Raw genomic sequence first — 11,863 nt, 5'->3', positions numbered from 1 at the left:
CGGCAGCGCCTCCGCGATGAGCTGCGGGGTGAACCCCTCGTCGACGACCCCTTCGGGGGCGCGGGGAACTGCGCGAGAAGCGGCCACCGGCCCGCGGGCGAACGACTACCTGGGGGCGCGGGGAACTGCGCGTTCCGGCTGGGCCGCGGGCTGCGCCGAGAGGACCGGGAAGCGGCGCGGGGCCAGGGCCACCAGGACGGCCAGCGCCACAGCGGCAGCGCACGCCGCGCCGATGTACACGGCGTCGACGGCCGCGTCGATCGCCCGCCGCACCCCGTCCGCACCGGTGTCCCGGGCCACCGCGTCGAGGTCGGTGCCGGCGCCGAGCCGGTGCGAGATCACCCCGTTGGCGACGGCGCCGAAGACCGCCGCGCCGACCGTCTGCCCGATCTGCCGGTAGAAGAGGATCGACGCGGTGGCGGTGCCGCGCTCCGCCCAGCCGACCGTGGACTGCACACCGATGATCAGCGGCAGCTGGAACAGGCCGAGCGCCGCCCCGAGCAGCAGACTCAGCAGCGTGGGCTGCCAGACGGCGCCGGGGTAGGGCAGCAGCGGGAACGCGATCAGCAGTCCGAGCGCCGCCGTCATCCCGATCAGCGCCGTGTCCCGGAAGCCGATCCTGCGGTACACGTGCTGGCTGAGCGCCGCCGAGACCGGCCAGCTCAGCGTCATCACCGAGAGCACGAACCCGGCGGCCGTGGCGGAAAGGCCGAGCACCGACTGCGCGTACGTCGGCAGGAACGTGGTCGGCGCGACCATCAGGAACCCCATCGCGCACAGCGCCAGATTGACCGCGGCGATGGTGCGCCGCCGCCACACCCACCCGGGCAGGATGGGCTCCGCGGCCCGCCGCTCGATCAGCACGACCGCGCCGATCAGCGCAACGCCCGTACAGAGCAAAGCGATCGAGGTCCCCGAGCCCCAGGCCCAGGCCACCCCGCCCTGCACCAGCCAGGTCAGCAGCACCCCGCCCGCCGCGAACACCGCGAGCGCGCCCGCCCAGTCGATCCGCGGGCGCGGCGCGGCCTCACGGGCCGGCTCGTGCAGATGCCGTACGACGAGGAACAGCGCGACCGCGCCGATCGGCAGGTTGATCAGGAAGATCCAGCGCCAGCCCGCCGTCGACGCGAGCAGCCCGCCGAGCGCCGGGCCGAGGACGGACGACGTCGCCCACACCGTCGACAACTTGGCCTGGATCTTGGGGCGTTGTTCGAGCGGATAGAGGTCGGCGGCCAGTGTCTGCACCGTGCCCTGGATCGCGCCGCCGCCGAGGCCCTGCACCACCCGGAAGGCGATGAGCGCGCCCATGTTCCAGGCGCTCGCGCAGAGCAGCGACCCGGCCAGGAACAGCACGCTGCCCGCGATCAGGACGGGCTTGCGGCCGAGGGTGTCCGACAGCCTGCCGTACACGGGCAGCGTGACGGTCACCGCGAGCAGATAGCCGGAGAACAGCCACGAGAAGACCGAGAAGCCGCCGAGGTCCCCGACGATCTGCGGGACCGCCGTGGAGACGATGGTGGAGTCGAGCGCCGCCAGCGCCATCGACAGCATCAGCGCGGCGACCACCGCTGTCTTCTTCTCCGGCATGTGTTCCCCCTGCACGTATCTACGGTCCGGAGCTTATGCGGGTGGAGGCGACCCTGAGTAGGGCTCCACCGAGGGGTGGACTCCCCCTAGGGGTACCTCCGTAGATCGGACCGGGGACGGTTCGTCCCGCCGGAGGACGAGCGGGGCGGGGGTTCTTCCTACCTTCGAGGGGTGGGGTTTTCCCCCGGGAAAGACGGTGACTTCCACCAGCGCGCCCGGGGCCCCGCGTCACCAGACTTGAGAGCGCAGCGCGGACAGGTGTGGATCCGCGTAACCGACATAGGAGACTTACCGTGACATCGGCTGTGACCATTCCCAGGACCGGGGGCACTGGAGAGCGTACGGCCGTTGCCGCGCGGGCGCGGCAGGTCGTGAAGGCGTACGGGTCGGGGGAGACCCGCGTCGTGGCGCTCGACCATGTGGACGTGGACATCGCGCGGGGGCAGTTCACCGCGATCATGGGCCCGTCGGGCTCCGGCAAGTCCACGCTCATGCACTGCCTCGCCGGGCTCGACACCGTGACCTCCGGCCAGATCCACCTCGACGAGACCGAGATCACCGGCCTCAAGGACAAGAAGCTCACGCAGCTGCGCCGGGACCGGATCGGCTTCATCTTCCAGGCGTTCAACCTGCTGCCGACGCTGAACGCGCTGGAGAACATCACGCTCCCGATGGACATCGCGGGCCGCAAGCCCGACCGTGCCTGGCTGAACCAGGTCGTGGAGACCGTCGGCCTCGCCGGGCGGCTCAAGCACCGGCCCACCCAGCTCTCCGGCGGACAGCAGCAACGCGTCGCCGTGGCACGGGCGCTGGCCGCACGGCCCGAGATCATCTTCGGCGACGAGCCGACCGGAAACCTCGACTCGCGGGCCGGCGCCGAGGTCCTCGGCTTCCTGCGCCGCTCCGTCGACGAGCTCGGCCAGACCATCGTGATGGTCACCCACGACCCCGTGGCCGCCGCCTACGCCGACCGCGTCCTGTACCTGGCCGACGGCCGCATCGTCGACGAGATGCACCGGCCGACCGCCGACGCCGTCCTGGACCGCATGAAGGACTTCGACTCCCGGGGCCGTACGTCATGAGTGCCAACACCGTCATGAAGACGTCGCTGCGCAACTTCGTCGCGCACAAGGGCCGGATGGCCCTCTCGGCGATCGCCGTGCTGCTGTCCGTCGCGTTCGTCTGCGGGACGCTCGTGTTCACGGACACGATGGACAAGACCTTCGACAAGCTGTTCACGGCCACGTCCTCGGACGTCACCGTCAGCCCGAAGGACTCCGGGACCGAGGGCAGCGCGACCGGCCGTCCCGAGTCGCTGCCCGCCTCCACCGTCGCCGCCGTGGCGAAGGCGAAGGGCGTCAAGTCGGCCGAGGGCGCGGTCAGTTCGATGAACGTGACCGTCGTCGACTCGAAGAACAAGAACATGGGCTCGGAGAACGGCGCGCCGACCATCGCGGGCGACTGGACCAGGAACGACCTCCGCTCCATGGAGATCGCCTCCGGGCACGCCCCGCGCGGCCCGACCGAGGTCATGGTCGACGCCGACACCGCGAAGAAGCACCACCTGAAGCTGGGCGACGAGCTGCGCACCATCGCCGCCACCGGCGACCTCAAGGCCCGGATCGTCGGCGTCGCCGCCTTCAAGGTCACCAACCCGGGCGCGGCCGTCGTCTACTTCGACACCGCCACCGCCCAGCGCGAACTCATCGGGAAGACCGGGCGGTTCACGCAGATCAACGTCGTCGCCGCCACCGGCTACACCGACGCGCAGGTCAAGGCGAACGTGAAGGCCGCGCTCACCACCCCGTACAAGATCCAGACGCAGCAGGAGGCCGCGGACGCCAACGCCTCCGACGTCTCCTCCTTCATGGACGTCATCAAGTACGCGCTGCTCGGCTTCGCCGGGATCGCGTTCCTCGTCGGCATCTTCCTGATCATCAACACGTTCTCGATGCTGGTCGCCCAGCGCACCCGCGAGATCGGCCTGATGCGCGCCATCGGCTCCAGCCGCAAGCAGGTCAACCGGTCCGTGCTCGTCGAGGCGCTGCTGCTCGGCGTCGTCGGCTCCGTCGTCGGCGTGGCCGCCGGTGTCGGACTCGCGGTCGGCCTGATGAAGCTGATGTCCGCCGCCGGCATGGACCTCTCCACCGACGACCTCACCGTGAAGTGGACGACCCCGGCGATCGGCCTGCTGCTCGGCATCGTCGTCACCGTCCTCGCCGCCTACCTGCCCGCACGACGGGCCGGCAAGGTCTCCCCGATGGCCGCCCTGCGCGACGCCGGCACCCCCGCCGACACCAAGGCCGGTGTCGTCCGCGCCGTCCTCGGCATCCTCCTCACCGGTGGCGGCGGATACGCGCTCTACCTCGCCACCCAGGCCGACAAGGCGAGCCAGGGCTCGCTGTGGCTCGGCGCCGGCATCGTCGCCTCGCTCATCGGCTTCGTCGTCGTCGGCCCGCTCCTCGCGGGTGTCGTGGTCCGCGTCATCAGCGCCGTGCTGCTCCGCTTCTTCGGCCCCGTGGGACGGATGGCCGAGCGCAACGCGCTGCGCAACCCGCGCCGCACCGGCGCCACCGGCGCGGCCCTGATGATCGGCCTCGCGCTCGTCGCCTGCCTCTCCGTCGTCGGCTCCTCGATGGTCGCCTCGGCCACCGACCAGCTCGACAAGTCGGTCGGCGCCGACTTCATCGTCGAGCCCGCCAACGGCGCCATCACGCCGCAGGCCGCCGCCGACCTGAAGAAGGTCACGGCGTCCGGGGACGTCAGCCACGTCACCGAGGTCAAGTACGTGAAGACGACGCTGACCACGCCCGGCGGGGTGAAGGAGGAGGAAGAACTGGTCGCGGCCAGCCCCTCCTACGCCCAGGACCTGCGCCGCGAGACCACCTCCGGCGAACTGACGGCCGCGTACGGGAAGAACGCGATGTCGGTCGGCTCCGAGTTCGCCGAGAAGAACGGCCTGAAGGTCGGCGACCTGATGACCGTCGCCTTCGACCACGGCCGCACCGCGAAGCTGAGGATCGCGGCGATCACCTCCGACGACACGGTCTTCGACAAGGGCGCGATGTACACCGACATCGCGACCGCGACCCGGTATCTGCCGAAGGACCGCGTCCCGCTGAACGGGATGATGTTCGCCAAGGCCGCCGAGGGCAAGGCCGACCAGGCCTACGCGGCGCTCAAGAAGTCCGTCGCCGCCGACCCGACCGTCAAGGTCAAGGACCAGACCGACTACAAGGAGACCCTCAAGGACCAGATCGGCCAGCTCCTCAACATGATCTACGGGCTGCTCGCCCTCGCGATCATCGTCGCGGTGCTCGGCGTCGTGAACACCCTGGCCCTGTCGGTGGTGGAGCGCACCAGGGAGATCGGTCTGATGCGGGCCATCGGCCTCTCCCGCCGCCAGCTGCGCCGCATGATCCGGCTGGAGTCCGTGGTCATCGCCCTCTTCGGCGCGCTGCTCGGTCTCGGCCTCGGCATGGGCTGGGGCGCGACCGCCCAGAAGCTCCTCGCCCTGGAGGGCCTGGGCGTCCTGGAGATCCCCTGGCCGACGATCCTCTCGGTCTTCGTCGGCTCGGCCTTCGTGGGACTGTTCGCGGCGCTGGTCCCGGCCTTCCGGGCGGGCCGGATGAACGTCCTGAACGCGATCGCGACAGACTGACGCGTTCCTTTCCCGGGGGACGGCTCCCGGCGCACCCACCGTGCGCCGGGAGCCGCTTTCATGTCCCGGAAGGTACGGACTGCGGGGGAAAATCCCTGCTGACAGGAAAACTCACCTTTTTGAGACATGCGCAATTAGTAGCCATATCTCAATTCTTCTGGCCCTCCGGGGGGTTCAGGTCCTAATGTCTGACCCGGAGGGGTGAACGCCCGAGGGCGTTCAACATTCATGCAATGCAGGGGGGTTGAGGGGGAGTGCTCTCGTCTTCGCCCGCGGTCGCCCGCGCCGCCGATGCCATCGGCCATGAGCTGCGGGAATCCGGGGGATCGAGAGCACGGGTGGCGGACGGATCCAGAGCGAACCGGCCCTGAGCCGGCGCTCCGGCGTCCGCTCCAGAAATTCACTTTTCCGCGCCCGTATGCCGGTCCTCTCTCGATCTTCCCGGTCTTCTCCGGTCCTTCCAGGCCCCTTTGCGGGCCTTTGCAGGCCGGCCATGGGCGCATTCCTGTGACGTTTCCGCCCGCGCGGTCCACAGGGCCGCGCATTCGACCGGGAGACGAACTCGCCATGTCAAGGATCTTCATCGTCGGTTCCGGCGTCGTCGGTACCGCCACCGGCAAGGGTCTGCTTCGTGCCGATCACGAGGTGACCTTCGTCGACGTGTCGGCCCACCGCCTGGACCACCTGCGGTCCCAGGGACTCGACGCCCACGACTCGCTCGACCTGAAGGGGGCGCCCGACGCCTTCATCTTCCTGACCCTGCCCACCCCGAGCACCGGCCACGGCTACGACCTGAGCGCCTTCCAGGACGGCACCGCCTCGGTCGGCCGGGCCCTGTCCGACGCCACCGCCCCGCACGTCGTCGTGGTCCGCTCCACCGTGCCGCCCGGCACCGCCGAGGGCATGGTCAAGCCGCTCCTGGAGAAGTACTCGGGCCGCACGCCCGGCGAGGACTTCACGCTCGCCAGCAACCCGGAGTTCCTGCGCGCCGCCTCCGCCGTCGAGGACTTCCGCCATCCCTGGATGACGGTCATCGCGGCCCGCAGCACCCGCACCCGCGAGCGGCTCGCCGCGCTCCTCGCCCCGTTCGGCGGGGAGATCCGCTTCTTCACCGACCCGGCCGAGGCCGAGTTCGTGAAGTGCGCCCACAACATCTACAACGCGACGAAGATCAGCTTCTGGAACGAGATGTGGCTGGTCAGCCGCACCCTCGGCCTCGATCTGGACCCGATCGCGCAGACCGTGGCCCGCTCCGCCGAAGCCTCGTACAACCCGTACTACGGCATCCGCGGCGGCAGCCCGTACGGCGGTGTCTGCCTGCCCAAGGACACCCGCGGGTTCCTCGCGCTCGCCGACGGCCTCGGGGTCGACATGCCCCTGCTCACGGCGGTCGTCCAGGTCAACGAGGTGCTGTCCGCCTCCAGTCTCGGGCGGCCCTGACCGCCGCTTCCGCGCCATCACCAGGAGGACGGACACGGATCATGAGCAGATTCCTCGAGTTCGTCGACAGCGCGCTCGGCGATCTCCGCTACTACCTCGTCTACCTGCCGCTCGGCATCATCGGCCTGGTCCGCTGGGCCTCCTGGCTGGTGCGGCGGGTGCCGGCGGCGCTGTACCGGCCGGCCCGCGGCGACGTCCGGGCCACGCTCGGCGTCGTCGTCCCCGTCTACCAGGAGGATCCGGAGATCTTCCGCCTGGCCATCGAGTCCTGGCTGGCCAACGAGGTCGACGAGGTGGTCCTGGTCATCGACGTCACCGACGACGTCTGCCGGCGGGTGGCGGAGGGCTACCCCGTGACCGTCCTCGTCACCGATGTACCGGGCAAGCGCGACGCGCTCCGGCGGGGCTGGGAGGCCTGCCGGTCGGAGCTCGTCGCGCTGGTCGACTCCGACACGGTCTGGGCCGACGACGTCGCGGCCGAGGTGCGCAGGCCGTTCGCCGACCCGCGGGTCGGCGGGGTCGGCACCCGGCAGAACGTCTACAACCCCCGCGGGTTCCTCCAGCGGGTCAACGACATGTTCCTCGACTACCGGTACTTCGACGAGAACGCCGCGCAGACCGTCCTCGGCCGCGCCGTCTCCTGCCTGTCGGGGCGCACCGCCGTCTACCGGCGCGCCCTGCTCCTGGAGATCTCCGACGACTTCATGCGCGAGACCTTTCTCGGGGTGCCGTGCATGTCCGGCGACGACAAGCGGCTGACCACGCTCGTCCTGGAGCGCGGGCACCGCACCTACATGCAGCGCTCCGCGCGGGTCTGGTCGACGTTCCCCGGCACCCTGCGCGTCTTCTGCAAGCAGCGGCTGCGCTGGGCCCGCAACACCTGGCGCTCCGATCTGAGAGCCCTGTCGCGGCGCTGGGTCTGGCGGCACCCGTTTCTCGCCTACAGCATGATCGACAAGAGCGTCAGCAGCTTCACGCTGCTGCTGTCTCCGTTCTTCATGACGTACGCGATCGTCCGCCAGGACTGGTTCTTCGTCGCCTGCCTGGGCGGCTGGTGGTGGGTCAGCCGCTCGATGAAGATGCTGCCGCACCTCGTGCGCCGGCCCACGTCGTTCTTCCTGGTGCCGGGGTTCGTGGTGATGTCCTTCCTGATGGCCCTGATCAAGATCTGCGCCCTGCTCACCGTGCGCCGCCAGCGCTGGCTCACCCGCCAGGTCTCGGTCGAGAACGGCGTCGTGGTCCGCACGGCCCCGGCCGCCGGGACGCCCGCGTCGTCCTCGGCGCCGTCGTCCGGAGCGGGGGCGGCGGCGTGAGGCGCCGCGGGGTGGGGGGCCGGGGTGCGTGGTTGCGGGGTGCGGGTGCGGGTGCGGGCGCGAGGCGGACGGGGGGTGCGGCTGTGCGGAACGGTGCGAGGAGGGCTCGGGGTGCGGGCGGCGCCGGGGGCGCGGCCGTACGGAAGGCGGCGCTCGGGGTGTCGGCCGCCGTGCTGCTGGTCGCACCCGTGGTGGTGCCGGGGGTGACGGCGTCCGCCGGGTCGCCGACGGCTTCGCGGCCGGGGGAGCCGGGGGTTCCGGGCGACGCGGGGGAGCTGAATGCGGGCTCCCCGGGGTCGGCCGGGGCTTCCGGGGAGCCGGCCGCGGGGTCCGGGGGGCCGGGTGCGGGTTCGGGTCCGGGGGCGGCGACCGGGGTTGCCGGGGCGCGGACTTCGGGCCCGGGTGCGTGGACCGGGGATCCGGGGGGTCCGGGTTCGGGTCCGGGGGATCCGGGCGGGGATCCGGGGGCGCCGACTTCGGGCCCGGGGGAGCCGACGGGAGACCCCGGGAATCCGGGTTCGGGTCCGGGAGAGCCGACGGGGGATCCGGGGGGTCCGGGGCGTCCGACCTCGGGTCCGGGAGATCCGGGGGGTTCGGGGCCGGGGCCGGGGGAACCGAGCGGGGATCCCGGGGCGCCCACTTCGGGTCCGGGGGAGCCGACGGAGAATCCAGTGGGTCCGACCTCGGGCCCGGGCGAGCCGACGGGAGATCCCGGGGGTCCGACCTCGGGCCCGGGGGAGCCGAGCCAGGGGCCGACTTCAGCGCCGGGTGAGCCGACGCAGGCGCCGACCTCGGGCCCCGGCGAACCAAGTCAGGCGCCGACCTCGGGCCCCGGCGAGCCCAGTCAGGGCCCGACATCGGAACCGGGTGAGCCGACGCAGACGCCGACCTCGGGTCCGGGTGAGCCGAGTCAGGCGCCGACCTCGGCGCCGCCCGAACCGACGCAGGCGCCGACCTCCTCCGCCCCGGCCCAGCCGGCCCCGGCACCGACCACCTCCGCGCCGGCCCAGCCGACGCGAGGCCCGACAAGGTCGCCCGGGGTGCCGACCTCGGTGCCGACGGCGCCCACCCCGGTGCCGGTGGCGCCGACGCGGGCGCCCGAGGTGCCGGTGCCGGAGCGGCCCGGGACCGAGCGGGCCCGGGCGGGGCGGGATCCCGACGTCGCGGCCTGGACGCGCAACGGCAGGCCCGAGCGGCTGGTCGTCCTGCGGCCGGGCACCATCGCGCTGGTGCAGCGCGGAGCCGTGGTGCGGCGGCTGTATCCGGGACCCGGCGCCGTCACCCCGGGCTGGCTCGCCGCCAACGCCGGGGCGGGCTGGATCACGTACCACCCGGGACGGCACCCCACGATGCGGGTGCGCGCCGCGATCCTGCTCGCGCCGGGCAGCGCCCTGCAGATCCGGCCCGCCGACGGCACCGTCCTGCTCTCGACGGGACGGACCGCCGCCTCCGGCACCTGGATCAAGGGCTCCCGCGCCCTGCTCGACCTGACCGGCGCCACCCTCCGCTCGACGGGTCCGGGCCCGGCGCGGCCCTATCTGGCGATGGGCGCGGGCGGCCGGATGGACATCGTGCGCTCGACCGTCACGGGGTTCGGCCGTGCGGGCCCGGCCGCGCAGTCCGGGGTCACCTGGGGCCGGGGCAGCACCGGCCGCGCCGTCGCCTCGACGTTCCGCGGCAACCGCACCGGGCTGCGCCTCACCGGCTCCCGCGGGGTCGGGCTCGACCGGGTCACCGTGACCGGGTCGGCCGAGGACGGCGTCGTCCTGAACGGCGACCGCGGCACCACCGTGCGCACCCTGTCCGCCGTGGCCGGCGGGCGGCACGGCGTCGTCGTCGGCGGCACCGACGGCCGCGTCCTGACCGGCGTCACCACCCGCGCCAACCGCGGTACGGGCATCAAGGCGACGGCCCAGCGCCGCCTCACCCTGACCCGCCCGGCCGCGTACGGCGACGGAGGCGGCGGCATCCGCCTGATGTCCTGCGCCTCCTGCACCGTCCGCGGGGCCGTGGTGGGCGCGACACCGGCCGCGCTCGTCGTGCTCGGGGCGGGCTCCCGGGTGACCGTGAGCGAGCCCGACCTGGCCGGCGACGGCAGCGGTACGGGGATCTCGCTGGCCGCGGGCATCGACGGCGCGACCGTCCGCGGCGGCAGGGCGACCGGTTTCGCCCGCGCCGTCGAGGTCGCCGGGGCCCGGGTCGTCGTCGACGGCACCGCGCTCGACGACTGCGTCACCGGAGTCGCCGTGCGCGGCCGGGCCGGACCGGTCGCGCTGCGCGGCCTGGACGTACGGGCCCGCCGGTTCGGGATCACCGCGTCCGGGACGACCCGGGACGTGTCCCTGACCGGGGTGCGGATCGGCGGCACCGCCGTGAAGGGACTGTCCTCGGCGTCACCGGGGCTGCGGGTCAGCGGCGGATCGGTCACCGGCGCCCGTACGGCCGTCGACCTGCGCGGCTCGGCCCGCCTCGACCAGCTCACGGTCAGCGGGGCCCGGCGCGGGGTGCACCTCGCCCCGCAGGCGCGGGTCACCGCCGTCGGCCTGGACGTGCTGGCCCGGCGCAAGGGCGTCGACGCCGAGGCGGGCGCCCGCCTCGACCTGACCGACTCCCGGGTGCGGGCGGCCGTCGCGCTCTCCGGGGACGGCTCGGTGCGCCGGCACGGCGCCACCGAGATCAGCCTGCCGCCCTTCCCGTGGCTCGGCCTCGCCGCGCTGGTCGCACTCGGCCTCGCGGTACTGCTCCAGACCGTCCACCAGGTCCGGCACCGCAGCACCGCGCCGCCACGGGTCGCGAGCCATGTCCGAAACACGGCGTGACGGCACACCGAGAACCGGAGGGAACGGCGCACGAGCGGCACAGTGGACGGGGGCAGGGAAGGGGGCAGCCATGCGCAGGCGGCAGTTCATCGTGGCGGGGGCCGCCGCGGCCGGAGCGGTGCTCGTCGGATGCTCGTCCGACTCGGGGGACGACGACCCGTCCCCCACCGCCCCGCCCGCGCCCACCTCCCCGACGGGCCCGCCGCCCACCGGTGGCGCGCGGGCCGTGGCCCGGTTCTTCGGGGCGCAGGTCAGCGCCCGGCACGCCGGTTCGTTCGGCCTCGACCGGGCCGAGCTGCTGACCGGCGGCGGGCCGGTGCCGGGCCCGGTCCTGCGGGTGCACTACCCGGCCCGCTCGGCCAGCCCCACGGTGGCCCGCACCTACGACCGGCCCCAGGGCGGCGTCCAGGTCTACCTGCCGCTGCGCTCCGGCCCCGTCGACCGGCTGCACCTGCGGTACTGCCTGCGCTTCCCGGCCGGCTTCGACTTCGTCAAGGGCGGCAAGCTGCCCGGCCTCTACGGAGGGACGGCCACCAGCGGCGGGCACATCCCGGACGGCGACGACGGCCTGTCCACCCGCTACATGTGGCGCTCCGGCGGCCGCGGCGAGGTCTACGCGTACCTGCCCACCTCGAAGGTGCACGGCACCTCGCTCGGCCGCGGCTCCTGGTCCTGGCCGGTCGGCCGCTGGACCTGCGTCGAACAGTCCGTGGTCCTCAACCGCTCCGGCCGCCGCGACGGCTCGGTCACCGTGGACCTCGACGGACGCCGGGTGCTGCACCGCGACGGCCTGGAGTTCCGCACCACCGACGAGCTGCGCATCGCGGGGGTCTTCTTCTCGACGTTCTTCGGCGGCGGCGACCCCAGCTGGGCGACCCCGCGCACCCAGTACGCGGACTTCACCGCGTTCACCGTCGCCTCCCGCCCCATCGGCCCGCCGCCCGGTCTCCGCTAGGCCCGGGGCCGCCCGGTCCCGTCCGGCGACGGTCGGTCCGGCGACGTACTCTGGAGAACCCCGGCCCGTGAGACGTGTCGGGCCCTTT

At 73.0% G+C, this 11,863-nt stretch carries 8 protein-coding genes; 6 read left to right on the top strand and 2 right to left on the bottom strand.

Going from position 1 to position 11,863, the window contains the following annotated elements:
* Nucleotides 1-105: 105 nt before the first annotated feature.
* A complete protein-coding gene (locus tag ABZ930_RS18155) occupies nucleotides 106-1,587 on the bottom strand; it encodes an MFS transporter (RefSeq protein WP_361548794.1) in 1,482 nt (493 codons plus the stop codon).
* Between the two features lie 293 nt (nucleotides 1,588-1,880).
* Between ABZ930_RS18155 and ABZ930_RS18150 the strand changes: the two genes are divergently transcribed.
* The 4 genes from ABZ930_RS18150 to ABZ930_RS18135 all read left to right on the top strand — a co-directional run bounded on the left by ABZ930_RS18150 (nucleotide 1,881) and on the right by ABZ930_RS18135 (nucleotide 8,001).
* Nucleotides 1,881-2,669: an ABC transporter ATP-binding protein gene (locus ABZ930_RS18150; protein WP_361548792.1), complete on the top strand. Its 789-nt coding sequence runs from the start codon at nucleotides 1,881-1,883 to the stop codon at nucleotides 2,667-2,669.
* Complete coding sequence (locus ABZ930_RS18145) at nucleotides 2,666-5,248, top strand: FtsX-like permease family protein (protein ID WP_361548790.1); 2,583 nt, start codon at nucleotides 2,666-2,668, stop codon at nucleotides 5,246-5,248. The genes ABZ930_RS18150 and ABZ930_RS18145 overlap by 4 nt, the downstream gene beginning before the upstream one ends.
* A gap of 567 nt (nucleotides 5,249-5,815) precedes the next feature.
* The gene (locus ABZ930_RS18140) at nucleotides 5,816-6,688 is read left to right on the top strand and encodes a 2-dehydropantoate 2-reductase N-terminal domain-containing protein (RefSeq protein ID WP_361548788.1); all 873 of its coding nucleotides are present in this window, start codon (nucleotides 5,816-5,818) and stop codon (nucleotides 6,686-6,688) included.
* A gap of 41 nt (nucleotides 6,689-6,729) precedes the next feature.
* A complete protein-coding gene (locus ABZ930_RS18135) occupies nucleotides 6,730-8,001 on the top strand; it encodes a glycosyltransferase (protein WP_361548786.1) in 1,272 nt (423 codons plus the stop codon).
* Between the two features lie 910 nt (nucleotides 8,002-8,911).
* Here the strand turns inward: ABZ930_RS18135 and ABZ930_RS18130 are convergent.
* A complete protein-coding gene (locus tag ABZ930_RS18130) occupies nucleotides 8,912-9,070 on the bottom strand; it encodes a hypothetical protein (RefSeq protein WP_361548784.1) in 159 nt (52 codons plus the stop codon).
* Here ABZ930_RS18130 and ABZ930_RS18125 point away from each other — a divergent pair.
* Nucleotides 9,054-10,820 carry a right-handed parallel beta-helix repeat-containing protein gene (locus tag ABZ930_RS18125; protein ID WP_361548782.1) on the top strand — a complete coding sequence of 589 codons (1,767 nt, stop codon included), beginning with the start codon at nucleotides 9,054-9,056 and terminating at the stop codon, nucleotides 10,818-10,820. The two genes, ABZ930_RS18130 and ABZ930_RS18125, sit on opposite strands and share 17 nt — an antisense overlap.
* A 70-nt stretch (nucleotides 10,821-10,890) precedes the next feature.
* A complete protein-coding gene (locus ABZ930_RS18120) occupies nucleotides 10,891-11,775 on the top strand; it encodes a polysaccharide lyase (RefSeq protein WP_361548780.1) in 885 nt (294 codons plus the stop codon).
* Nucleotides 11,776-11,863 lie beyond the last annotated feature (88 nt).

The organism is Streptomyces sp. NPDC046716 (assembly GCF_040645755.1).
In the GTDB taxonomy this organism is placed as follows: Bacteria; Actinomycetota; Actinomycetes; order Streptomycetales; family Streptomycetaceae; genus Streptomyces.
This window is presented reverse-complemented; position numbering and strand designations above follow the sequence as displayed.

Excerpts from the sequence above, each read along its gene's own strand:
- ABZ930_RS18155 (WP_361548794.1), bottom strand. The coding sequence starts at position 1,587 with ATGCCGGAGAAGAAGACAGCGGTGGTCGCCGCGCTGATGCTGTCGATG.
- ABZ930_RS18145 (WP_361548790.1), top strand. The coding sequence starts at position 2,666 with ATGAGTGCCAACACCGTCATGAAGACGTCGCTGCGCAACTTCGTCGCG.
- ABZ930_RS18140 (WP_361548788.1), top strand. The coding sequence starts at position 5,816 with ATGTCAAGGATCTTCATCGTCGGTTCCGGCGTCGTCGGTACCGCCACC.
- ABZ930_RS18135 (WP_361548786.1), top strand. The coding sequence starts at position 6,730 with ATGAGCAGATTCCTCGAGTTCGTCGACAGCGCGCTCGGCGATCTCCGC.
- ABZ930_RS18120 (WP_361548780.1), top strand. The coding sequence starts at position 10,891 with ATGCGCAGGCGGCAGTTCATCGTGGCGGGGGCCGCCGCGGCCGGAGCG.